This is a genomic window from Mesorhizobium sp. P2_E9 (assembly GCF_056403815.1).
Genome location: NZ_JBFUET010000015.1, coordinates 56,399 through 79,290 on the forward strand (window position 1 = coordinate 56,399; position 22,892 = coordinate 79,290).

A 22,892-nucleotide genomic window follows, 5' to 3' on the forward strand; every position below is an offset into this window, starting at 1 on the left:
GAGGTCGGCATGCGAGTTTTGATCACGGGCGCACGGGGCTTTGTCGGTCCCTATGTCTATGAAGCGTTGCACCGCATCTGCGGTCGCGATCTGACGGTTATTGCGACCTCCAAGGACGCAGGACCGCATCCCGTGTTCGGTCAAATCGCAGCGCTCGACGTGACGGACAAGGTCGCTGTTCATGAGGCGATTGCCCGTCACAAGCCGACCCACGTTGTCCACCTGGCGGCGGTGGCCGCGCTTGGCGCTGCCCAGGCTGACCCTGAAAACACCTGGCGCATCCATGTCCAGGGTGCGCTCAACGTGGCCCATGCCATTCTCGACGAGGCGCCGGGATGTTGGTTGCTCTATGTCGGGTCGGGCCTGGTCTATGGCGAGAGCGCGAAAGCTGGCCGGCCGCTTGATGAAAATGCGCTGCTTGCGCCGATGGACGACTATGCCGTGACCAAGGCCGCGGCCGACCTCGCATTGGGTGCGCTTTCCCGTCACGGCCTTAAATGCATTCGTTTGCGCCCCTTCAATCATACGGGACCAGGGCAAACCGAGGCATTTGCCGTACCTGCCTTCGCTATGCAGATCGCACGGATTGAAGCAGGCCTGGCCCCGCCGGTCATTCGCGTCGGCAATCTGGACGCGGAGCGGGATTTCCTCGACGCGCGAGATGTCGCCAGTGCTTATGCGCATGTCGCCTTGAACAGCGACGGTCTCCAGCCAAACACCATCTTCAATGTTGCATCTGGCATCTCATGGCGGATGGGAGATATTTTGGACCAGCTCTTGGCGCAAAGCAGTGTCAAGATCGTCACCGAACAAGATCCGCTGCGGCTGCGACCGAGTGATCTGCCGTCCATTGTGGGGGATGCAACCCGCGCCCGAACGCGTCTCGGCTGGATGCCAGAGCATCCCTTCGAGGAGGCCCTTGCCGCGGTTCTGAAGGATTGCCGCGCACGGGTGGCTCAAGCTTAGAGAATTCCTACAATTTTTTAGTCTAGCGGGATGATTTTATATAGGATTTATTTGGTGTAATCAGAATAAGTATTAACCATTACTGACAAGATATTTGTAAATATTCGTGTAGGCAATCGCCATTTTCTCAGATGTGAACAGGCTCTCATATCGCTCTACTGCATTTTGCCCGAAGCGTTGCACCATGTCCGTGTCGTTCCACATCTGAGCCATGGCGGCGGCCAAGGCCGGCGCATCGGCGGGTGGGACGACCAATCCCGTCACCTTGTCCAGGTTGATAAAACTCGTGCCCGTGCCGATCTCGCAGGAGATCATCGGTTTGCCGAACATCGCTGCCTCGACAAGAGACAACCCGAAAGCTTCCGAGCGCAGATGGGACGGGAAGACGACTCCGCTGCACAGGGTCAGAAGCGCGATCTTGTCCTCTTCTTCCAGCGCGCCGACGAAATGCACATTCGACAGCCGGCTCGCCTCAGCTTGAGCGTGCAAGGCCTGTTCCATCGGACCTGAACCGACAATAACCACCGGATAGCCGCTCAGGCGCGCCGCCTCGATCAGCACATGCAAGCCTTTGTAATAACGCAGCACACCGGTGAACAGGAAAAACCTGCCGGGAAACCGCGCGCGCCATTGTTGCAGCCGTGCTTCGGAGGCGGCCGGATAATCCTTCACATCCAGGCCGTTCGGAATGACGATTGTCTTGGCACGCCGTCCTCGCAGGGCAGCGCTCGTTTCCAGATAATTGGGCGAGGCCACGACAATGCGGTCAACGCTGTTGAGGAAGAGGTGCATCAGCGGACGATAGACCTGCAGCAGCGTGCTCTGCTTGACGATATCAGACTGATAGGTGAGCACGGTTGGCTTTCGCACCCGCATGCCGAAATGAACCAGGTCCATGAAAGGCCAGGGGAAGTGATAGTGAATCACATCGGCCTGCGCCGCCAGTTCGCCGAATCGCTTGAAGGCGCCGAGCGAGAAACCCGTCGAAGCGATCTCCAGATCGAGCCGTGCCTTGTAGGCCCAATGCCCGTCGAAGAAGACGCTGTTCTCCTCCGGCTTGCGGCTGAGTGAAAGCACCGTTGGCTCAACGCCCAGTTTCGACGTTCCACAGGCGATCGCGTGGATTGCTCGTTCCATGCCGCCGAACGTGTCAGGCCAGTACGTCTTGAAAAAGTGGAGGACGCGCATGTCAGCGGATTTTCCGCTTGGCAATGGCCTGGTCGAAAACCTCGATCAAACGCTTTGCGCTGAGATGCCAGTCGAAACGCGCCGCATTGGCCTTGGCGGCCGCGGCACGTCGTGCAAGGTCGCGATCGTCGGTAAGCAGTTGATGCAGTTTCGCGGTAAGATCGCTGATTGACAGCGGATCGACCAGCAGAGAGCCTTCGCCGGCAACTTCGGGCATTGAAGAGACGTTGGAGGTCAGAACCGGCACCCCAAAACCGTTTGCTTCCAGAATGGGCAAGCCGAACCCTTCATAGAGCGACGGCATCGTAAGGGCTCGAGCTCCAGCATAGAGCGACGCCAGATCGGAGTCGTCCAGGTACCCGGTGAGCCGCACTTGGTCGGAAATGCCGAGATCCGCCAGGCGAGATCGCAGATCGCCAAGGTGCCAACCCTGCCCACCAGCGATAACCAGCAGATGTCCGGAACGGACCTCCGGGCCGAGGTTGGCCCAGGCTTCCAAAAGGCGAATGAGGTTCTTGCGTGGCTCAAGGGTCCCCACAAACAGCAGATAGGGCCGGTCAATTCCAAAACGCGTGCGCACGGCCGCAATGTCGCCCGGCACGAGGCGGGTGTAACCGGGGTAGATCGTTGTCACTGGAGCTTCCACCCCAGGGTACCGCTCACGGAGCGCCCCCTTCGTTGAATTGGAGTCCACGACAATTGCATCAGCCCGGCGCACTGCTGAGCCGACAAAGGCGCGCTCCGCGCCCCATGTCTGCCAACGCATGGTTTCAGGCGCATGGACCCAAACCAGGTCGTGAATCGTGACCACGCGCGGCATCGGCGCTGGCAGACGCAAGGGAAGCCGGTGCGCCGGCCCCCAAAAGACATCGACCGCGTCGTTGACCGCGGCACGTGGCATCGCCGTTTGCGACCAGATCATGCGAGCGACGGCGCCTGGAAAAGCCGCGACGCGCATGTCGGCTCCAACCAACTCGCCAAGTGCGTTGGCCGGCGGCTCCGGCAGATAGAGAATTGGCCGGTGTCCGGCCGCGGCGAGCGCCCGCGTCATCTCGACGACGTATCTTCCGATACCCGTGAGGCCAGGCACAAGGTTGCGTGCGTCGATTCCGATTTTCATCTACGATCTGGGTACACTGAACTGTATGCGGCGGCGGCAAGCATTTCGCCGCGATATCAGGTTTGGGCGTTGATCCCGACTTTTCATGAGCCCGGCGCTTCCTTCCGCATAGCAGAGTCGAACTCCATTGCAACATCGCCTGCGACGAGCGCGTGCTCGTGAGCCGGGAATAGTGCCGACATGATGAGACGATGCGGCGGCCGTTCGTAGTCCCAACGGATCTCATTAGAAGGCCTGCGCCGTGAGATTTTGTTGTGGCTCGTGCTTTGCTCGATGAGTTTGGCAAAGACGCCTCATCAACTTGATGTCCTTGAGGCAATAATGTATCGAACCTGTCGCACACCGCCGGGCCTGGGCAGAACACACGATCGGGATATCTCGACATATGCTGCCGACTGAGACAGGCGTCCTCGCAGAGGCTTTCGCCGACATAAGAGCCTCGCTGAAGAAACACCACCTGGCGACAACTTTCAGCTGGCAGGACGTGGCCCAGCGCTACCGGCGCTCGCGGGTCGGAGCGTTTTGGCTGACCATCAACATGGGCGTCCTGATCGGCGCGCTCGGGCTCGTCTTCGGCACGCTCTTCCGTGCGCCGATGCAGGAGTTTCTGCCCTACATCTGCGTCAGCTTGATCTTCTGGGGGTACATTTCGTCGTCGATCAACGAGGGGTGCACCACCTTTATCGGTGCCGAAGGCATCATCCTTCAGGTGCGCATGCCATTGTTCACGCACGTGCTGCGTACGCTCTACCGCAACGCCATCATTCTCGGCCACAACATCCTCATCTATCCTCTCGTTCTCCTGGTCTTCTGGCGCATGCCGACATGGCACGTTTTCCTGGCGCTGCCGGGCTTTGTCATTTTGTCGCTCAATTTGCTCTGGATCATGCTGATCCTGGGTGTCTTATGCGCCCGCTATCGCGACATGACGCAGGTCATGCAGAACCTCCTGCAGGTCATCATGTACCTGACCCCGGTGATGTGGATGGCACGAACGCTGCCCGAGGGCATTTCGCGGCTGTTGCTGGACCTCAATCCCTTCTACCACCTCATCAGCGTCGTGCGCGACCCGCTGCTGGGCGAGCTTCCATCCGCGACGAGCTGGATGGCGTGCATCGTGTTTGTGATCGTCGGCTGGACGGTCGCCCTGTTGCTGTTCGGCCGTTATCGTTATCGCATTCCGTATTGGCTTTGAAACATTCCCATGGTCTCAATCATACTGACCGGTGTCTCGGTCGAATTTCCGGTCTTCAACGCGGCAAGCCGCTCTCTCAAGAACAGGGTGCTGAGCGTCGCCACGGGAGGCGCGATCGACCGTCGGGTTGATGGCCATGTCATCGTGCGCGGACTGGAGGATGTGAGCTTTGCCGTGAACGAGGGGGACCGGATCGGCCTCGTTGGCCACAATGGTTCGGGCAAGACGACGCTGCTGCGGGTGCTGTCGGGCATTTACAGACCGACGAGCGGATCGGCGGTGATCCACGGCGAATGCGTATCCCTTATCAACATCTCCCTGGGTATCGACCCGGAAGCAACGGGCCGCGAAAACATCAGGCTGCGCGCTGCGATGATGGGCATGCGGCCGAACGAATTGCGCGAGCAATTCGATGGGATCGCCGAGTTCACCGGACTGGGTGATTTTCTTGACATGCCGTTCCGGACCTACTCGTCGGGCATGCAGCTTCGCTTGGCGTTCTCGACATCCACGGCGATCCGGCCGGAAATACTGGTCATGGACGAATGGCTTTCGACCGGCGACGAGGACTTCAAGCAAAAGGCCGACAGGCGGCTGCGCGAGATCGTGGAGACAACCAAGATACTTGTGCTTGCCAGCCACTCGCGTGAGCTGCTTCAAAAGAATTGTAACCGCATCCTGTGGATGGAACATGGTCGTGTGCGGATGGACGGTCCCCCCAATGAGGTTCTGCCAGCCTATTTTGGCTAAGATTTTTGAAGACGGATTCGTACCCGCCCGAGAACTGCTGGAAGGGAGGATCTGGGGCAGCGGGCTACGGATTCCAGCCGAACAAGATCTACGCGACAGCCCCTCGGCCGAGAATGCACGTGAGCCGATCGACCGTTAAGATTCGAATTTGCGTTGGCGCACCTGAGGCGGGCGCATATCTACCTCACACCTTCCACCAACAGCGCATTTGCCAACCCCCGAACTTCATCCCAGTCTTCAGACTTCGCCGCATTCGAAACATCACGAAAAAGCAACGATTGCAGCGGGCTCAATTCTCCAGTGGCATACTGTCGGGTCGGTCTATATCCTTCGCATCCAAAAATAACAAATTTTTCGAGCAAACCGAACCAGTATCTGTCAAATTTCTCATGAGATTCAATTGAGGATAGATTAAATGGTATTTTAATTCCGCCGTATAAGTCATTTCCATTGAATTCAATGCACCTCGAAACAGCTTCCTCTATCCGCCCGATGGCAATGGAAATATTAATAAATCGCAGAAAATCATCAACTGCTCTTGCCGGGTCTGCGCAGAGGCGTTCATACTGCAAGAAAAACCGAGAGTTCGAGCTTTTTGAAAACCATTTTCGATGAAAACGGATGCTGTAGACAGCCCTGTCAGCCATAAAGTCTTTAAAATTGTAACCACTGTTACAACCTCCAGTGTGGAACCAAGCATTATAGTCGGAAAGCAACCTGGGAATTGGCTGGCGATATTGAATAAGTTGATGACAGCCCGGGGTGTCTGAGACGTCATCAAATTCCATGTCGTGTGATTTCTGCATAAAAACACTAGCGCCACCGTAAGTGCCGACGCGCTTACAGGGGATTGATTTGCAACACGGCGACTGGAGATAATATTCGCAATACTTAAACTTATCTCCGAGCAGTTCCGTAAAGATGGCGACCAGCATGTGGTGCCCGGAACGAGGCATCGAGACGCTAACGATATGAATTGGAGCGCCTCCGGCCACGTCGATCCCCCCCCTTTATCACTCGCCCGACCGATTCAACGTCGGGCCGCGGCTGCATTCTCAGCATACCAGCGATACGTTTCCATTAGTGCGGCTTCCAGGCCGAAGGCCGTTTGGAAGCCGAGCGCGCGAAGCTTCGATACGTCGTACTCACGCAACCGCTGTCCGTCAGGCTTGCTACGGTCCCAGACTATTTCCATCGAGTGGCCAGCGATATGACGAATTAGTTCCGCTGTCTCCCGTATGGAAATGGTGCGGCCGCCAGCCAGATTTATCGGACCGGTAAATCCTTCACCAATCATGCGAATCGCCCGCGCTGCGTCCTTCGAGTAAAGGAAGTCTCGCTGCGGCGTACCACTTCCCCAGACGGTGGCGGCACGACCTTCCTGCACTGCGCGGTAGAATTTGGAAATTAAAGACGGCAGGACGTGGCCGTGCTGCTCATCGAACCGATCGTTCGGGCCGAACAGATTTGTCGACACGCAATAGGCATAATCGAGCCCGTATTGGTCTTGGTATGACTGAAGTTGCGCTAGCATTCCACGCTTTGCGTGTGCGTACCCAGCCTCTGATGAATGGGGAGCGCCTTGCCAGATGTCCTCCTCGCGCATAGGTAGCGATATCTGGTCAGAGTAGATGGCGGCCGAGCCCATGGCCACTACCTTGCGCGCACCAGCTAGGCGCGCTGCTTCGACCGTATTGGTGTTGATAAGGACGTTATCCAGGTAAGCCTGACCTTGCGCGCGCAGGTTCCCCATAATGCCTGAAACGCGGGCGGCCAAATGATAGACAATTGATGGGCGGTGCCGCCGAAAAAGTGCCAAGGTGGCAGGAAAATCTGTAAGATCGACATCGCGGCTGCATAAAGCAACTACCGGCTGATCGCTGGCTGCCTTGAGTTCAGCGACGAGTGCGGTGCCAATTACTCCGCTAGAACCGGTTATCAATATAGTCCTGTCTTCTGTCATTATAGAGGTTCGCAAAAAATCATTTCCACTTCGGGATTGATATAAGCCACCGCAGTCGACACATTACTGACCACGTGAAGCAGAGCGTGACACCGGGCCATGGTATAGGCATCGCGTACAACCTCCCAGGCCATCCGCGACGACCAATTAGTGCGATCTGCAGCAACGAGGTGCTGCAACTGATGGCCCTCCTGATTCTGCAGGTCTCCAGACAACGCATTGAAGGCCGCGTCTTCAGACTCTTTGGTGCGCCGCACATCATTGTAGAAAGCCAGGCGCGCCCCAAACTCAGCCTGGAAACGCTGTACTACACGCTCTTGGTCGGTAGCTAAGAATACGCCCCAATCTGGCCCGGAGACATCAAGCCCGCGGGCGCGGACGGCATCGTATACGCCCGCAATATAGGCTGTCTCGTGAGCGATCGCTCCACCCGGCTGTTCTACGGTATGGCTAGGATGTCGGATATGAGCAGCGACTACGAATGGGCGACTCACGTGTCGGTTCGAGAATTCATTCACCTCAGTCAGCAAGGGCTCCCGTAGATGTACATGCTGCTTGAACACTCGGTGATACTGCCGCCGCCATGCCCCGAAATCCCTAGTCTTATATAACCTGTAGGCATTTATATGCGTCATCAATGGCTCGCGTTGCTCATTGTGGCGGAACGCGGGCTCGCTTGCATGGCAGTAAAGGAACGCCGGGTCGTCCATCTCAGCGTCAGTAGCGCCGAACAAGGGCTCGAATAGCTTTAGCCATAGGTTCCCGTCGCCGGGCTGACCATAACAGAAGCTCATCACGCGATGATCGCCCAGCCGGGCAACCATACGCTCGACGTCCCAATCGGGATAGACTGCATGACAACGTTCCTCCTGCTGCGCCCAAACCAAGTGGCTCATGAAGGCGTTGAATATCGAGAAGAATCCTCCATCATACGCGGCGCAAACTTGATGGCGTGCAGTGGACAACTCACTTGATCGCCTGCCCAGCCTCTTTTGCACCTTCTTGTTGAACTCACTGGGAAGGTTAACGTTTGGCGGCATCAACCCTGGGCGGAACAACGGGATATCCGGGTTGACCAGAGCGGCAAAAGGGGCAGCGAGGGCCCCGTGGCTGAAATCCCTCGCGCCAACACGGCGAGCGTACACTGTGCTGTCGTAGTCATCTGACTGCGCATATGTAAGCGCCTGCTCCAGCGCCGCTACGACAGCCTCCGTGCGGACCGCGAATTGCTGACCGAAGACGCCGTTGTCTATCTCTGGGTAGCGAGCAGGAACTGAGATGTCGGCTGGAATCATAATCACGCCTGGCCGCCCAGCCAAGTCCTTGTGGCCACCAACGTCCGACAGCACCAGCGACTTGCCATAGGCTAAAGCCTCTCGCGCCCCGATTGAATAACCCTCGCCTCGGGAGCAATTTACAAATACGTCGAACGACCGGATCAGCCGATTCTTCTCTGCCTCTGACAAATTACCGAAAGTGATATGGATGTTAGGCGCAGCTGCGGCCCATCGAAGCACCTCGTTATAAGTGTCACCGAATGCCAGGTTGGAGTGCAACACCAACTCCACATCCGGCCGGGCCGCGTACAATTTCTGAAATGCCTCGACTAAAGTCAGCACACCCTTACGTGGGTGAAATGCAGCCACCGAGCCGAACCGAACCCGGCTGCGGTCTCTCCTTGGCAATGCCTCTGCTAAGAGAGGCTCAAGGTAGAGAGGAATAGGCATACATGCAATTGGTGTTTCCACACCGGATACATGAGCGACGTCGACTAGGTGGGGGCTCGTCGCCACCACCAAGTCGAAGTGCTCATTTAGCAGTTGCGTCCAACGCGGTGGAAGCCGATCGGAATCATAGACAAACCACGTATACTTAAGGCTGTTCGCTGGAGCGAGCGAGTAGTTGTAGTCGCCAACGCCATTCCAGAGCACATCGCAAAAGAATGAGACCTTGATACGAGACGGTTCGCGGCAGACCGGTATTACCCTCCCATTCGGCAGCGCAATCGAGTCCCGTCCTCGGAGATGGGGCTCGGTGGGAATTACGCAGACCGGGAAGCTGCGGGCAAGCATCTCGCACGCGGCAAAAGTCAAAGTGCCAATACTCGACTCGAAGGTGCAGCGGCCGACAACTGCGATTTCTGCATTCTCATTTGAGAACTGGACCATAAGGTTACGACCGACGCCAAAGCTTGCCGACAGCTCGGATCGGCCGTGAGAATTTCCACGAGGTGCTTGCGTACATTGCTGCAATGCGAACATTCAATTGCGCCACCTCATCTAACAAGGTCTGGCGCGCCTGTACCATGTGTGCGGCATATCGGTTCGCCTCAAACAGCTCCTGCATCCAGGCATCGCGCTCTTCGACAAGACGCTCAGCTTTTTTGCTGGTTTGTTGCTCGCGCCGGATAGCGTCGGCGAGGCTGATTCGTGTCTCCGTAAGCTGTGCATATGCTTTCGAGTCGGAGTATCGAACAAAGCCATCGAACACGTTCGGTTGCACCTGGAATGCGGCCTGCAACTCAATCTTTTCGTCCGACACGTAGAACCGGTTCAACCCGTCGAACCAAACGAAGTGGTAACCTGCATCGAGCAGCAAATCTTCCCAGTCCTGGTGAGTGGGTATTCGCGAGTTCGGCGCGGTCGCCTCCACTAGAATGATCCAGGGGCGAAACTGGTGCAAGTCCGCGCCAGACAATACCGCACGCTCGCTTCCCTCCGCGTCGATCTTTAGAAAGTGTATCGTGCCACTGACGTGCGCCTTGAAGATCGACGCGAGCGTGCGGACTGGCACTTGGATTTCGGTGTTGGGCCAGCCCTGCTGGCGCAACTTCTCTGCGTGGGCCGGGATCGCGGTGGAAAGGCCGTTGCCGCCGCCTATCAGGAAAAAGGAAGTCGTCCCGTTCTGGTCCCCTGCAGCTACATTGAGGTTGGTGTCATCGGGGCGGGCCGTTGACAGTCGCTCAAACGCGTCAGGCGCTGGTTCCAGGTTAATGCCACGCCAGCCTCGGCGATAGAAAGCGCAGGTTACCGAATCCAATTCTGGTTCGCATGCACCGACATCAATGTAGTAGCCGCGCTCCACCTCGCGCAGCGCGCGATACAGCATCACATCTTCAAAGTTTTGAGCGTAGGAGACGAACGTTTTTGATTGGAGCAGAGGTTCTGTGGTGTCGGCAGGTTCGAAATCTGGTTCAGTCATGGACTCCCACCTAAACACCCCCGCCAAAGGGCGCATTAACCTCGTAAGCAATGACCCGCTGCCCTTCAAGCTAAATGACACTTTCAAGCTGGAAAGGTGCGCGCAGAGCTCGCTGTTCGGCACTACTAGTGTGCAGGTAGGAGCCGGTCAATAGATGCCACCTTAGCCTTGCCTCGTCCAATAGGCTTCTCATATTAGGCAGTTGTGGAATGGCGCCCCAACTCTCGCAAGGGCTTGATCCCTCACGAGCCTCGACGCCGCTAAAGCAGCCCTCCTCTAGGTTTTCCGTGGGCGCATAGTTCTTGGCTGCTGCGCATCCATGGCTCCTAAATTACAAGAACCACATTTGACAATCGATACAGCGCTGCAATACCTGACAGCCTCCCTAGGCTGGAAAATAAATGATCAAGGAGACATCAACGGGGAACATGGAAGCGCCTGCCACTGAGACCGTCTTGGTCGCCTTCCACGGCTATGGGCCCTCTATCGTTCACCGGAATGGAGAATACCATTGCGCGGAGGGGATCGCCCGCGTCATCCGCCAAATCATCCGTGCCTTGGTCGAGCTGGGCTTCAAGATCATCGTCACGAGCCGCAGAGAAGATGTCGGCCGTATCCTTGGCTTCCTTCGGCCTGCTGCCGGGCTTGATTTGAAGGTCATGGTGATCGACGAAGAAATTGCAGGCGGTAGCGAGTTCATGAAGTCGATAGGTCGCCGTCGTAGCATCGCGTCAACGAGGCCGTTTTATGAAAATATAGACGACCTCAAGCGAGTCTACCGAGTAGGAGATTTGAAGCACATACCGCGTGCATTGGCGTCAACGGCAGCGGCAGCAGCCTTCAAGATCGCCCGCCGGGTGGAGATGTGGGTAAGAAGTATTGTCTTTGTCAATAGTACTATACCGCGTGCCGAGTACGTTAATATTATAAACTCTAACAAAGAAATAGGTCACGTTCTGATCTCGCACTACTATACTTATCCTGAACTATTTCATTTGAAAAACAAAAACATCGTTCTGTATCTTCCAGACTACATGCCTCATTTCTACAAGGGCTCTGCAGCGATGGGCGCCACCCCGCAATCTGCCCTGATCGGCAAAAAGATGGTCGCCAAGGCTAGCCGCATTTTGACGAACTCGGCGTTCACTGCTTCCTATCTACCCAAGACTGAACTGGCCGCGCGCCCGGAAAATATCGTCCACATTCCGTTGCCGTTCCTGAATGACGGTTCAAGCAGCGCAGAAACTCTTGATCGGCTTGGAGCGCTGCCGAAGCACTACGTATTTTATCCTACCAGGAATCGGCCCTCGAAGAGGCTCCCGGATTTCGCCAAGACCGTGGCGATCGTAAACGAGCGGCTGAAGGCGGCGGGAAGCAAGGATCAACTCATTGGGATTTTGACCTCGCCTTTGACAGGCAAGTCGGCGGCCGGTGCAGGCGAGCATCTGATTTCGCTTTCGGAGCTGACGGACGCGGAACTCGGGTATTTGTACAAGAACGCGTTGTGTCTGCTGTTTACATCTGAAATGGAAGGCAATTTCCCAACTCAGATAACCGAGGCGCTGCACTTGGGCGTGCCAGTGGTTGCAACGAATATTCCTCTCATTACTTTGGAGTTGGAGGAGGCATCTGCTTCCCTGGATTTGGTCGATGTCGGCGACTGCGAGGGATTCGCGGACCAGGTTATGTCGATCCTCGCGGATCGCTCCGCCGCCGTGCGCCGGCAGGAAGGCGCCCGAGAGCTTTCGTCCCGGAAGTTCGCGTATGATAACTTCAAGCACGGATTGTTTGAGCTGTTCAGGTCTTGATGCAGCCAATGATGCACCAGCGACACGAACCGGCATGGCTGATCTTCTTCGCCCAACCGGAAATCAAAAAAACTCTGGCGATGGCCGCAACTCCACGCTATGCGATGATTGCAGCGGGGGCTGAGGACAGAGCTACGGAACGAGCGATCGATGAGGGATGTCATTCGATCGCGCGAGGCTGTAATGTTCAAGTCCTCTGCCTGGAGTATAGTACTGGCCAATGACTTCCTATGTAAAAGCCGTATCCGGAAGTCGGCCGAATATGCGGCGCGCCATCATCATGGTCCAGGATATGGCCATGGTCCTGATTGCGGTGGCGCTTAGTCTCGTCCTCTCCAGGTCAAATCTTTCGTTCGATGCCTTCTCCTACGAAGGCTTCGTCACCTGGGCGGGGATCGTTCTCATCAGCCACCTGCTGTTCAGATATTGTGGCCTCTACACCACGATCTGGCGCTTTGCCTCGACACCGGACTTTTTCAACATTCTGAAGAGCTGTGCGATTCTGACGATCGTGCTTTACGGCGTCTCGCTGATGTCTCGTTTCTTCCAGCCCGTGGCTGGTCTCAACGAGCGCCAATTCATCGTCTTCTTCCTCGTTTCCTTCACCATCATATCGGCGCCACGGCTGTTCTATCGATTCCTTCGCGACGGCGCGAGCTGGGGCATACTCACAGACAAGACCAACAAGGCGCAGGCCAAGCGGGCGCTGTTCGTCGGTCGGCTTGGCGAGGCCGATCTGATCATTCGCTTCACACGCACGGCAGAGCCGGCCGACTATTCCATCGCCGGCATCATGGCGACCGAGCGCGGTGCACCGTTGGGTACACGGATTCAAGGTGTTCCCGTGGTGGCGTCCCGGCCGCGGCTGATCGATGTCCTGGAGGACTACGCCGCCGGCACCAAGAGCATCGAACTGCTTATTTTCGGCAGCGGCGTCGAGCATGAGATCGAGGAATATTCCGAGCTTGTGCGTGTCGCCCGCCATGGCGGCATAGCCGTCGTACAGTTTTCGCGGCTTTCGCAACTGGGGCAGGAGGGAAAGATCGTTCTCGACGAAGTCGAGATGGAAACGATCCTGCGCCGTCCGACGGTGCCGTCCGATATCGAACGCATTGGTGCCTTTGTCGGCGGCAGGCGCGTCCTTGTGACGGGAGGCGCCGGGTCTATCGGCCGCACACTGGTCAAGCGGTCGCTGGAACTGGGGGCAGGGGCGGTGCTGGTCGCCGACAATTCCGAGTTCGGCATCTTCCAGTTGAGCCAGTATGTCGACGAGAAGGACCACGATCGCCTCAAGGTCCGCATTGTCGATGTCGCGGACCGGCGTCAGATGACGCGTGTCGTCACCGAATTCAAACCGGATATCATCTTTCATGCCGCGGCGCTCAAGCACGTTCCGCTGCTCGAGGAGAATTGGGAATCGGCCATTCAGACCAATGTTTTCGGCACGCTTGTCTGCGCTGAGGTTGCCGCCAAATGTGGCGTTCCGCAGTTCCTGCTCATCTCGAGCGACAAGGCCGTGGATCCGACCTCGGTGCTTGGCATCACAAAGAGAGCGGCCGAGCAACTCGTCAGTTCCCTGCACGAAAGCCACGCAGTCGCGCCGGACGGGCGCCGTTCCGGCACCAAGTTCATAGCCGTGCGGTTCGGCAACGTGTTTGGCTCCAACGGTTCGGTGGCGACCATCTTCCAGGCACAGATCGAAGCCGGCGGTCCGGTCACGATTACCGATCGACGCATGACGCGTTATTTCATGACGGTGGCGGAAGCTGTCGACCTGGTCATCATGGCGGCCGCCGACGCGCAGTCGCGTGAAGGCAAAGACGATTATGCCATCTACATGCTGGACATGGGCAAACCCGTGCCGATTCTCGAAGTCGCGGAAACCATGATCCGCATGGCCGGCAAGACGCCCTATGCCGATATCCCGATCCGCTTCACCGGCATCAGGCCCGGTGAGAAGCTGCATGAGACGCTGCAGGGCGCCAATGAAGAGATCGTCACGCTCGACATCGCCAAGATCTTCGGCCTCAGGACCGATGTCGTGGCGTGGCCGGCGGTTCAGGCCGCGCTGGCTGCGCTGCAGGCGGCAATGAAGAACCAGGACAAGGCTTCCGCCCTTGCGGTGCTGGCGGAACTCCATCGGCCGGAGACGCCAGGGCCCGACACGCGGCAGGAAACGGGCTCGAGAACAGTCGGGCAGGCAGGTTAGATACGTTGCAGCTGACGGTTGAATGACGAGATCTTGCCTGGATATCGACCCCGCGGTGTTGTCAGAGCAATTCCCAAGGGAAAGCGCTGCGCGCTTTTCCCGGGAAAACCGGTTCACACTTTTCCTGGAATTGCTCTCGTGATCGGGGGGATGGCCGTGAAGGGACTGAAGCGAGCCTTCGATCTCGTCGCGACAACCCTGCTGTTGCTGGTGACGTTGCCTGTTCTATTGCTCTGCGCGCTTGCGGTGCGGGCATCGTCGCCCGGTCCGGTGATCTTTTCGCAAACGCGGGTCGGTCGCGATGGCGTGTTGTTTCGCTGCCACAAGTTGCGGACGATGGTCCAGGGAACGCCGTCCTTGCCCTCGCATGAAGCGCCGGCGAATGCCGTGACCGCGGTCGGAAGGACCTTGCGGAAGTTCAAGCTCGATGAACTGCCACAATTCTGGAACGTCCTGCGGGGCGAGATGAGCCTGGTGGGGCCGCGCCCTTGCCTGCCGACACAGACGGAACTGATCGAGCGTCGCAGGCGGCTGGGCGTCCTGGCGGCACTTCCCGGCATTACCGGCATGGCCCAGATCAGGGGCATCGACATGTCGAACCCGCAGCTTCTGGCCGAAACGGATGCCGCCTATCTCAGGACGGCGTCGTTCTGGCTCGACCTACGCATCCTGTTTGCAACGCTCTATCGCAAAGGAGGCGATTGAGCGTTTCCGAGCCGCGCTATCTCGGCCAGCCGCTCCAGCGTGGCGATTTCCGGAAGCCAGCCTTCGGATACGAGCAGGGAAGGGTGGCATATCTGTGTCGCCGTCATGCTGTCCCAGGACATACGCTTACCCAGCAGGACCGCAGCTGTCCGTAACGGACCGGCCGGCACGGCCATTAGGCGCGTCGGCCGTCCAAAACCGTTGCGAAAGGCGCCGACAATGGCTGCGACCGAAACCGGCGGCACATCGCTGGCAACATAGATCGGGCGCAGCGGTTCCGAATGGGTCAGCAGATGCCACACCGCGCCGGCCGCCGATTGCGATGACAGCAGCGAGCGGGTTCCTGTCAACGCACCTGACGGCAGCGGCAGCCCCGTATCGGCCAGTCGCATCAGCGTCGCCAGGTTTCCCTTCATGCCGGTTCCGTAGACCGGTGGCAGCCGCAATACGGTGGCGTCGGAACGGCCATGCGACGCATAGGCGTCCAGCACCCCGATCTCTGCTTCGCGCTTCGAGCGCCCATAGGCGCATTGCGGATGGGGTATCGTGTCCGCGTCGATCGTTGCGCTGACGCGCGCGCCGATCACGGCCCGGATCGAGGAGAGATGGATGAAGCGTCCGCTTGCCTGTTCGGCGGCGGCTTGCGCCAGCCGTGCACTCAATTCCGTGTTGGCCGCCTGAAAATCGGCTTCGGTGGCATTGCCTGCGTCATTGTTCAGGGCCGCGCAATGGACGACATCCGTAACATCCCTGGTAAGCCCCAGGAAGGCAGCCGCCGGCGCATCGAAACCGGGCATCTGCATGGTGTCATGTCGCGGATCCAGCCTCTCAGGGTAGCGGGACGCGAGACGAAGCTCCGCGCCCGCCTGACGAAGCCGATGCACCACCTGGCGGCCGATGAAGCCTGTCGCGCCTGTGACCAGGACTTTCATGACCTTTGCCCTGAACGGTTATTGGGTGGAAGGAAGCGCCTGATCTTTCATTTCTGGCGGAAGGACTTCTTCCGTCACTGGCGGAACGCCTGATGTTGCGGCAACGGAGCCTGACGTCCGCAGGCAAGATAGGTTCCCGACACCAGGAAGACCATCAGTACCGAATCCAGAATGTCGTGACCAACCAGGATGCCCGTCATCCCTGATGTGAGATAGGTGATCACCACGATGACAATCATCGTAGCGCCAAAACGCTCGATCGGATCGGTGCTGTTTCGCAGGACCATGGTGGCATTTGTGGCGGCAACGACAAAGATCGCCGCCAGCGTCACCGCGCCCAGGAGCCCTGCCTGCACCAGGGCGGTCAGGAAGCCGTTGTGGAAATGGTTGAAGCCGGCATCCATCCCGAACTGATCGCGGAAGCCTTGTCTTATCAAGAACTGGGTGGCACCCACACCATGTCCAAACAATGGGGTCTCACGGAACGCCTTGAGGCCTATCTCCCAAAGGGCAACACGGAATCCCAACGAGGTGTCGTAGTGGCCCTGTGCCCCAAGCGCATTCCAGTCGGCGCGCAGAAATTCGATACGCCCGGATATCGTCTGGAAGCCGACAGCAGCGACCACGACGCCGACCGCCGCCAGCAGCAAGAGCAGCCGAACGGCATTCCTGCCTCTCAGCCTGCGCTGGTTGATCAACAGAACGGCGATGCCGGCAATCAGCAGGGCTAGCCAGACGATGCGCGTCTCGGAGTAGATGATGGCGATCGTTCCGCCAAGCGCTGCGCAAAGGAGGGAAATCCTGTGTCTCTCGATGCCCGACAAGGCGCCGGCCACACAGACCATCACGGCAAGGCACAGGACCTCCGCGAACACGATCGCATTGCCCGCCCCGCCCTTGGCCCTCATCCCCACCCAATATTGCTGCGCAACGGCCAGCAGCAGTGCGACGAAACAGGCCGCCAAGCTGCTGAGCACGATGATGCGAACGAGCGTGGTCTTCCGCGAGATGCTCCAGGTCGAATAGGAGACGGGAAAAAACAGGAAGGTTACGAGCGGAATAAGGCGCGGCGCATCCTGGACGAGCGTGTTGTTGACAATGGAGGCCACGAGATTGGCCGCGCAATAGGCATAGATCGCGATCGTCAGCGCCATCATCGCCCGGTCGGTGTTGAAGCGCCTCTTCTTGAAGGCGATCAGCAGGACGGACCACAGGCCGCCGCCATTGAACACGAAGCTGACCACCGAGCCCAGAACCGGTGGAAAAAAGAAGCAAAGAGTGGAGAAGTAGATATTGATCCGCGAAGGCGTGAGTTGCTGTCTTGCAGACGAAAGCCGGTTCAAGTTTCGGGCTCGCTATTCTCGAGTGGCTTTGTGCGGCACATCCTGTTCAGCCGAACCGAATGTGCTCGCCTCGAATTGCCCATGCCTGATGACGCATCTTGCCCGCTTCCGGAGGCCTGTATAGCGGCTGGGCCGTCTTTTCGATAGTGCGCCGGGGCTTGTTGTCACCGAAAATCGGCGGCCGGCGCCTGTCGATGGAGAAAGGGCTCCGGGAGCATTTGCCGCCATGGTCTCCCGAGCAATATTTTTCCTGCCTTTTCCCGGTTGGAGGCCTTGCGAACAGAAATTTCCGGGATCTGGCGAAAGCATGGAAAATTCATTCCCGAACTGGCCGCTGCCGGGCTTGTCTTGCATTGTTCTGCCGTGCACCGATCTGCTAGAACGCCCGCACGAAACACTTTGTCCAGAAGCGAAACTCGAACCGGGCGCAAAAAGCTCGATGATTTGACGCAAGGTCTTCTGGCGCAAGGCACGAGAGAACGCTCACAGTCTATGACCATAGCGCTTACGCATCTGCAGCGGCTTGAAGCCGAATCCATCCACATATTCCGCGAGGTTGCGGCCGCCTTCTCCAAGCCGGTCATGCTCTATTCGGTCGGCAAGGATTCATCCGTGCTGATGCATCTGGCAATGAAGGCGTTCTATCCCGCCAAGCCGCCATTCCCGTTCCTTCACGTCGACACCACCTGGAAGTTCCGCGAAATGATCGCTTTTCGCGATCAGATGGCGCAAAAGCTTGGGTTCGACCTTTTGGTTCATGTCAACGAAGACGGCGTGCGCGACAACATCAATCCGTTCGACCACGGCTCCAACACCCACACCCATGTGATGAAGACCGTGGCGCTGCGTCAGGCGCTCGACAAATACGGTTTCGATGCCGCCTTTGGCGGCGCCCGTCGTGACGAGGAGAAGTCGCGCGCCAAGGAGCGCATATTCTCGTTCCGCAATGCCCAGCATGTCTGGGATCCGAAGAACCAGCGCCCCGAAATGTGGAAGATCTTCAACACCCGCATCGCATCGGGCGAATCGATCCGCGTCTTCCCGCTGTCGAACTGGACCGAACTCGATATCTGGCAGTACATCCTGCAGGAGAACATCCCGATCGTGCCGCTCTATTTAGCCAAGGAGCGACCGGTGGTGGAACGCGACGGGATGCTGATCCTCAAGGACGACGATCGCATGAAACTGCGCCCCGGCGAGACAGTCGAGAACCGGCTGGTGCGGTTCCGCACTTTGGGCTGCTATCCGCTCACCGGCGCGATCGAATCCGATGCCGACACGCTCGAAGCCATCGTCGGCGAGATGCTGACCGCGCGCACCTCCGAGCGCCAGGGTCGCCTGATCGACCGGGATGAGGCAGGCTCGATGGAAAAGAAGAAGCGCGAGGGGTATTTCTGACCATGCGCCACATCATGGCAAAGAGCCTCACCCCCACCGACGGCGTCCGCGACTATCTCGCGGCGCAGGAGAAGAAGTCGCTGCTGCGCTTCCTGACCTGCGGTTCGGTCGATGACGGCAAGTCGACGCTGATCGGACGCTTGTTGTCCGACACCAAGCAGATTTTCGAAGACCAGCTTGCCGCGCTCGAGCGCGATTCGCGCAAGCACGGCACCACCGGCGACGACATCGACTTCGCGCTGCTGGTCGACGGCCTCGAAGCCGAGCGCGAGCAAGGTATCACCATCGACGTCGCCTATCGCTTCTTCGCCACGCCGAAGCGCAAGTTCATCGTCGCCGACACGCCGGGCCACGAGCAGTATACGCGCAACATGGCAACCGGCGCCTCGACCGCCGATCTGGCGATCGTGCTGATCGATGCGCGGCAAGGGGTGCTGCGCCAGACAAGGCGTCATTCGATCATCGCCTCGCTGCTCGGCATCCGCCACATCGTGCTGGCCGTCAACAAGATCGATCTCGTCGATTTCGATCGGGCGGTTTTTGATCGGATCGTCGAGGACTACCGACAATTCTCGCGCGATCTCGGCTTCCAGAGCATCGTGCCGATCCCGATGTCGGCTCGCTACGGTGACAACGTCAGCGGCCGTTCCGAAAACATGAAATGGTATTCCGGCCCGACGCTGATCGAGCACCTCGAGACCGTTTCGGTCGAAGAGGCCGCCGTCGAGCAGCCGTTCCGTTTTCCGGTGCAATACGTCAACCGTCCCAATCTCGATTTCCGCGGTTTTGCCGGCACGATCGCGTCCGGCGCCATCGCGCAAGGCGACGAGGTCGTCGTCGCCAAATCCGGCAAGTCCTCCCATGTCAAACGCATTGTCGCTTATGGCGGCGATCTCAAACAGGCGGTGGCCGGCCAGGCCATCACGCTCGTTCTCGACGATGAGGTCGAGGTTTCCAGAGGCAACATGCTGGTCTCGCCGGCCGCCAGGCCGCAGGTTGCCGACCAGTTCGCCGCCAACATCGTCTGGTTCGACGAGCATGCGCTGCTGCCCGGCCGTTCCTACATCCTGCGCACCGAAACCGACCAGACCAGCGCCACCGTCACCGACCTGAAATACCGCATCAACGTCAACGACTTCGCCCATGAAGCGGCCAAGTCGCTTGAAATGAATGAAGTCGGCATCTGCAACATCTCGACGCGGACGCCGATCGCCTTCGATCCCTTCGCCGAGAACCGCACCACCGGCGCCTTCATCCTGATCGATCGCATCAGCAATGCCACGGTTGGCGCCGGCATGATCGTGCACTCGCTGCGTCGTGCCGAAAACATCCACTGGCAATCGCTCGATGTCGGCAAGCGCGTGCGCGCCGACATGAAGAACCAGCGGCCCGCCGTGTTCTGGTTCACCGGGCTTTCGGGCTCCGGCAAGTCGACCATCGCCAATTTGTTCGAGAAGAAGCTGTACGCCACCGGACGGCACACCTATATCCTGGACGGCGACAATGTCCGTCACGGGCTCAACCGCGATCTCGGCTTCACCGATGCCGACCGCGTCGAGAACATCCGCCGGGTGGCCGAAGTGGCCAAGCTGATGGCCGATGCCGGGTTGATCGTCATTGTGTCGTTCATTTCGCCGTTCAGCGCCGAGCGGCGCATGGCGCGCGAGTTGATGGCCGATGGTGAGTTCATCGAGGTGTTTGTCGACACGCCCTTCGAGGAGTGCGCCAGGCGGGATCCGAAGGGCCTCTATGCCCGCGCGCTGAATGGCGAGATCAAGAACTTCACCGGTGTCGATTCTCCTTACGAAGCGCCGGAAAAACCGGAAATCCATCTGAAGACGCTCGGCAAATCGGCGGAAGAGATGGTAGATGCCCTGGAACACTGGCTGAACGAGCGTGACATTGCCGAAGACCAATATGACAATGGCGGCGGTATCTGACGACAGGTCGATGCTCGACATCTTCGAGCAACTGGCCCTGGCCGCCGGACGCGAGGTCATGCGCGTGTTCCACGCCGGCTGTGCGGTCGACCGCAAATCGGACTCCTCGCCGGTGACCGAAGCGGACCGCGAGAGCGAGAAGATCATCCTTGCCGGGCTGCGCGCCGCATTTCCCGACATTCCCTGCGTGGCCGAAGAGGAAGCCGCGGCCGGAATCATGCCGACCGATCTGGGCGACGCTTTCTTCCTCATCGACCCGCTCGACGGCACTAAGGAATTCGTCAATCGTCGCACCGACTTCACCGTCAACATCGCGCTTGTCCGCCATGGCGTGCCGGAAGTCGGCGTCGTCTTCGCACCTTGCACCGGGCGCTTCTTTTCCGGTCGGCCGGGCAGGGCGGAGAGCCTCGAAATCGACGGCGACTACCAGATCGTCGCGCGCAGGCCGATTTCAGTGAGAACGGCAGCAGTGCCGCTGGCCGTCGTCGCCAGCCGCTCCCACAACACGCCGGAAACCGAAGCCTATATTCGTGACCTCGGCGCCGCCGAGATCGTCTCGGTCGGATCGTCGTTGAAATTTTGTCTTCTGGCCAGCGCCGAGGCGGATGTCTATCCACGCTTCGGCCGCACCATGGAATGGGACACGGCAGCGGGCGACGCGGTGCTGCGCGCGGCGGGCGGCACGACACGCACGCTGGACGGCAAGCCTTTGGCCTACGGCAAACGCGACCAGGCCGATGACGAGGATTTCGCCAATCCGCATTTCATCGCCAGCGGCAGGGCAGGGGCGAGCCCCGTCTGAGACCGGCTACCGATTACTCGGCTGCGGCCTGCGCCGAGTTCGAGCCGATATAGTTGCGGATCGTCTCGATGATCCGGTCCTGGTCGGCTTCGCTGAGATAGGGGTGCATCGGCAGGCACAGGATGCGCTTCGGCAGCTCCTCCGAGACGGCAAGACCGGTCGGCGTGCGCGGGTAGTCGCGATAGGCGACCTGGGCATGCAGCGGCTTGACGTAGTAGATGACGGACGGAATGCCCTTTTCGCCCAGATGCGCCTTCAGACCGTCGCGCTTGGGCGTCTCGATCGCGTACTGCGCCCAGGCCGAACGGCTGCCGTCGAGGTTGCGGGCAGCCGTGACGATATCGCCAAGCCCCTCCGCATAGCGGTTTGCCACCACCTGGCGTGCAACCATCTCGTCTTCGAGAATGGCGAGCTTTTCGATCAGGATCGCCGCCTGGATCGTATCGAGCCGTGAATTGATGCCGACGCGGACATTGTCATATTGCGTCTCGCCCTTGCCGTGGAAGGCGAAGGAACGCAGCTTGTCGGCCATCGCGTCATCATTGGTGAACATCGCGCCGCCGTCGCCATAGCAGCCGAGCGGCTTGGCCGGATAGAAGCTGGTCGAGCCGACATGGCCGAAGGCGCCGCACATCTTGCCGTCAAGCGACCCGCCCATCGATTGCGCGGCGTCCTCGATCACCAGCAGCCCTTCGCGGTCGGCGATGGCCATGATGGCATCGTAGTCGGCGGCAAGGCCGAACAGGTCGACCGGGATGATCGCCTTCGGCTTCAGCCGGCCTTCCTTCTTGATCATGGCGATGGCCGCCTCGAGGCTGGCGATGTCGATGTTGTATGTCACCGGATCGACATCGACGAAGACAGGTTCGGCCTTGGCCAGCGCCACCACTTCGGCGGTGGCGGCGAAAGTGAAGCTCGGCACGAACACCGCGTCGCCCGGGCCGATGCCGGCGGCAAACAGCGGCAGCAGCAGCGCATCGGTGCCGTTGGCGCAGGCCACGACATGCTTGGTGCCGATATAGGCGGCGAGCTTGTTCTCGAATTCAGTGACCTGCGGGCCGAGGATATAGCGCCCTTCTTCGACGACACGGTCGATCGCGGCCTTCAGCCGGTCGCGGATGCGTTCGCGCTGCGCGCCAAGATCAATGAACTGCATGTCGGCCTCAAAACGGTTCTAACCAGGCGGTTTAGCCCAATAACGGCCCGCTGGTATCAGAGTTGCGCCTGCCGAGAAAGCCGGGCAGCCAGAGCTGCCAATTGCCTAGATATCGCAGTCTGTTACCTCTGATTTCCGGCGTATCTTCGCAAGATGCCGGAAATCCGGGCTTCGTCGGGCGCAATCGTGCCTTTATAGTCCCACCGAGCGGCCCTG

Annotated in this window: 18 protein-coding genes; 9 read left to right on the forward strand and 9 right to left on the reverse strand. The window is 58.9% G+C overall.

What is annotated here, in order from left to right; genetic code table 11:
• Positions 1 to 9: 9 nt before the first annotated feature.
• On the forward strand, positions 10 to 966 hold the full coding sequence (locus AC1D05_RS25240; RefSeq protein ID WP_477444444.1) for an NAD-dependent epimerase/dehydratase family protein: 957 nt from the start codon (positions 10 to 12) through the stop codon (positions 964 to 966).
• A 72-nt stretch (positions 967 to 1,038) separates the two neighbouring features.
• On the opposite strand, the gene AC1D05_RS25245 is transcribed toward AC1D05_RS25240, so the two are convergent.
• On the reverse strand, positions 1,039 to 2,154 hold the full coding sequence (locus tag AC1D05_RS25245; protein ID WP_477444445.1) for a glycosyltransferase: 1,116 nt from the start codon (positions 2,152 to 2,154) through the stop codon (positions 1,039 to 1,041).
• A 1-nt stretch (position 2,155) separates the two neighbouring features.
• Positions 2,156 to 3,274 (reverse strand): glycosyltransferase family 4 protein, encoded by a 1,119-nt coding sequence (locus tag AC1D05_RS25250; protein ID WP_477444446.1) that lies wholly within the window; start codon positions 3,272 to 3,274, stop codon positions 2,156 to 2,158.
• Positions 3,275 to 3,659: 385 nt separating this feature from the next.
• On the opposite strand from AC1D05_RS25250, the gene AC1D05_RS25255 reads away from it, so the two are divergent.
• Together AC1D05_RS25255 and AC1D05_RS25260 are read left to right on the forward strand one after the other, a co-directional pair.
• Positions 3,660 to 4,469 carry an ABC transporter permease gene (locus tag AC1D05_RS25255; RefSeq protein WP_477444447.1) on the forward strand — a complete coding sequence of 270 codons (810 nt, stop codon included), beginning with the start codon at positions 3,660 to 3,662 and terminating at the stop codon, positions 4,467 to 4,469.
• A gap of 9 nt (positions 4,470 to 4,478) precedes the next feature.
• A complete protein-coding gene (locus AC1D05_RS25260; protein WP_477444448.1) occupies positions 4,479 to 5,219 on the forward strand; it encodes an ABC transporter ATP-binding protein in 741 nt (246 codons plus the stop codon).
• 179 nt (positions 5,220 to 5,398) lie between these two features.
• Here the strand turns inward: AC1D05_RS25260 and AC1D05_RS25265 are convergent, their stop codons facing one another.
• The 4 genes from AC1D05_RS25265 to AC1D05_RS25280 all read right to left on the reverse strand — a co-directional run bounded on the left by AC1D05_RS25265 (position 5,399) and on the right by AC1D05_RS25280 (position 10,383).
• Positions 5,399 to 6,154, reverse strand: coding sequence for a hypothetical protein (locus tag AC1D05_RS25265; protein ID WP_477444449.1), 756 nt, complete (start codon positions 6,152 to 6,154; stop codon positions 5,399 to 5,401).
• A gap of 95 nt (positions 6,155 to 6,249) precedes the next feature.
• The gene (locus tag AC1D05_RS25270; RefSeq protein WP_477444450.1) at positions 6,250 to 7,182 is read right to left on the reverse strand and encodes a GDP-L-fucose synthase family protein; all 933 of its coding nucleotides are present in this window, start codon (positions 7,180 to 7,182) and stop codon (positions 6,250 to 6,252) included.
• Complete coding sequence (locus tag AC1D05_RS25275) at positions 7,182 to 9,443, reverse strand: glycosyltransferase (protein ID WP_477444451.1); 2,262 nt, start codon at positions 9,441 to 9,443, stop codon at positions 7,182 to 7,184. The genes AC1D05_RS25270 and AC1D05_RS25275 overlap by 1 nt, the downstream gene beginning before the upstream one ends.
• Positions 9,355 to 10,383: an FkbM family methyltransferase gene (locus tag AC1D05_RS25280; protein ID WP_477444452.1), complete on the reverse strand. Its 1,029-nt coding sequence runs from the start codon at positions 10,381 to 10,383 to the stop codon at positions 9,355 to 9,357. Before AC1D05_RS25280 ends, AC1D05_RS25275 begins: the two co-directional genes overlap by 89 nt.
• Before the next feature lie 401 nt (positions 10,384 to 10,784).
• Here AC1D05_RS25280 and AC1D05_RS25285 point away from each other — a divergent pair, with 401 nt between their 5' ends.
• The 3 genes from AC1D05_RS25285 (at position 10,785) to AC1D05_RS25295 (ending at position 15,105) form a co-directional block, all read left to right on the forward strand.
• On the forward strand, positions 10,785 to 12,191 hold the full coding sequence (locus AC1D05_RS25285; protein ID WP_477444453.1) for a glycosyltransferase family 4 protein: 1,407 nt from the start codon (positions 10,785 to 10,787) through the stop codon (positions 12,189 to 12,191).
• Positions 12,192 to 12,411: 220 nt separating this feature from the next.
• The gene (locus AC1D05_RS25290; protein WP_477444454.1) at positions 12,412 to 14,400 is read left to right on the forward strand and encodes an SDR family NAD(P)-dependent oxidoreductase; all 1,989 of its coding nucleotides are present in this window, start codon (positions 12,412 to 12,414) and stop codon (positions 14,398 to 14,400) included.
• 150 nt (positions 14,401 to 14,550) lie between these two features.
• On the forward strand, positions 14,551 to 15,105 hold the full coding sequence (locus tag AC1D05_RS25295; protein ID WP_477444455.1) for a sugar transferase: 555 nt from the start codon (positions 14,551 to 14,553) through the stop codon (positions 15,103 to 15,105).
• Here the strand turns inward: AC1D05_RS25295 and AC1D05_RS25300 are convergent.
• Positions 15,084 to 16,037 carry an NAD-dependent epimerase/dehydratase family protein gene (locus AC1D05_RS25300; RefSeq protein WP_477444456.1) on the reverse strand — a complete coding sequence of 318 codons (954 nt, stop codon included), beginning with the start codon at positions 16,035 to 16,037 and terminating at the stop codon, positions 15,084 to 15,086. The genes AC1D05_RS25295 and AC1D05_RS25300 overlap by 22 nt on opposite strands.
• A 74-nt stretch (positions 16,038 to 16,111) precedes the next feature.
• A complete protein-coding gene (locus AC1D05_RS25305) occupies positions 16,112 to 17,281 on the reverse strand; it encodes an O-antigen ligase family protein (protein ID WP_477444457.1) in 1,170 nt (389 codons plus the stop codon).
• A gap of 591 nt (positions 17,282 to 17,872) precedes the next feature.
• Between AC1D05_RS25305 and cysD the strand changes: the two genes are divergently transcribed.
• Genes cysD through cysQ form a run of 3 tightly spaced genes read left to right on the forward strand, consistent with a single transcriptional unit; the run spans position 17,873 to position 21,520 of the window.
• A complete protein-coding gene (gene cysD, locus AC1D05_RS25310; protein WP_477444458.1) occupies positions 17,873 to 18,778 on the forward strand; it encodes a sulfate adenylyltransferase subunit CysD in 906 nt (301 codons plus the stop codon).
• Between the two features lie 2 nt (positions 18,779 to 18,780).
• A complete protein-coding gene (cysN, locus tag AC1D05_RS25315) occupies positions 18,781 to 20,718 on the forward strand; it encodes a sulfate adenylyltransferase subunit CysN (RefSeq protein WP_477444459.1) in 1,938 nt (645 codons plus the stop codon).
• 10 nt (positions 20,719 to 20,728) lie between these two features.
• A complete protein-coding gene (cysQ, locus tag AC1D05_RS25320) occupies positions 20,729 to 21,520 on the forward strand; it encodes a 3'(2'),5'-bisphosphate nucleotidase CysQ (RefSeq protein WP_477444549.1) in 792 nt (263 codons plus the stop codon).
• Positions 21,521 to 21,533: 13 nt separating this feature from the next.
• Here the strand turns inward: cysQ and AC1D05_RS25325 are convergent, their stop codons facing one another.
• On the reverse strand, positions 21,534 to 22,676 hold the full coding sequence (locus tag AC1D05_RS25325) for a DegT/DnrJ/EryC1/StrS family aminotransferase (protein ID WP_477444460.1): 1,143 nt from the start codon (positions 22,674 to 22,676) through the stop codon (positions 21,534 to 21,536).
• Positions 22,677 to 22,892: the final 216 nt, after the last annotated feature.

Bases quoted from the DNA above. Each gene is read 5' to 3' on its own strand.
- cysN (WP_477444459.1), top strand. From the start codon at position 18,781: ATGCGCCACATCATGGCAAAGAGCCTCACCCCCACCGACGGCGTCCGC.
- AC1D05_RS25265 (WP_477444449.1), bottom strand. From the start codon at position 6,154: ATGCTGGTCGCCATCTTTACGGAACTGCTCGGAGATAAGTTTAAGTAT.
- AC1D05_RS25285 (WP_477444453.1), top strand. From the start codon at position 10,785: ATGATCAAGGAGACATCAACGGGGAACATGGAAGCGCCTGCCACTGAG.
- cysD (WP_477444458.1), top strand. From the start codon at position 17,873: ATGACCATAGCGCTTACGCATCTGCAGCGGCTTGAAGCCGAATCCATC.
- AC1D05_RS25260 (WP_477444448.1), top strand. From the start codon at position 4,479: ATGGTCTCAATCATACTGACCGGTGTCTCGGTCGAATTTCCGGTCTTC.
- AC1D05_RS25250 (WP_477444446.1), bottom strand. From the start codon at position 3,274: ATGAAAATCGGAATCGACGCACGCAACCTTGTGCCTGGCCTCACGGGT.
- AC1D05_RS25300 (WP_477444456.1), bottom strand. From the start codon at position 16,037: ATGAAAGTCCTGGTCACAGGCGCGACAGGCTTCATCGGCCGCCAGGTG.
- AC1D05_RS25245 (WP_477444445.1), bottom strand. From the start codon at position 2,154: ATGCGCGTCCTCCACTTTTTCAAGACGTACTGGCCTGACACGTTCGGC.
- cysQ (WP_477444549.1), top strand. From the start codon at position 20,729: ATGCTCGACATCTTCGAGCAACTGGCCCTGGCCGCCGGACGCGAGGTC.
- AC1D05_RS25280 (WP_477444452.1), bottom strand. From the start codon at position 10,383: ATGACTGAACCAGATTTCGAACCTGCCGACACCACAGAACCTCTGCTC.
- AC1D05_RS25240 (WP_477444444.1), top strand. From the start codon at position 10: ATGCGAGTTTTGATCACGGGCGCACGGGGCTTTGTCGGTCCCTATGTC.
- AC1D05_RS25325 (WP_477444460.1), bottom strand. From the start codon at position 22,676: ATGCAGTTCATTGATCTTGGCGCGCAGCGCGAACGCATCCGCGACCGG.
- AC1D05_RS25295 (WP_477444455.1), top strand. From the start codon at position 14,551: ATGGCCGTGAAGGGACTGAAGCGAGCCTTCGATCTCGTCGCGACAACC.
- AC1D05_RS25255 (WP_477444447.1), top strand. From the start codon at position 3,660: ATGCTGCCGACTGAGACAGGCGTCCTCGCAGAGGCTTTCGCCGACATA.
- AC1D05_RS25270 (WP_477444450.1), bottom strand. From the start codon at position 7,182: ATGACAGAAGACAGGACTATATTGATAACCGGTTCTAGCGGAGTAATT.
- AC1D05_RS25290 (WP_477444454.1), top strand. From the start codon at position 12,412: ATGACTTCCTATGTAAAAGCCGTATCCGGAAGTCGGCCGAATATGCGG.
- AC1D05_RS25275 (WP_477444451.1), bottom strand. From the start codon at position 9,443: ATGTTCGCATTGCAGCAATGTACGCAAGCACCTCGTGGAAATTCTCAC.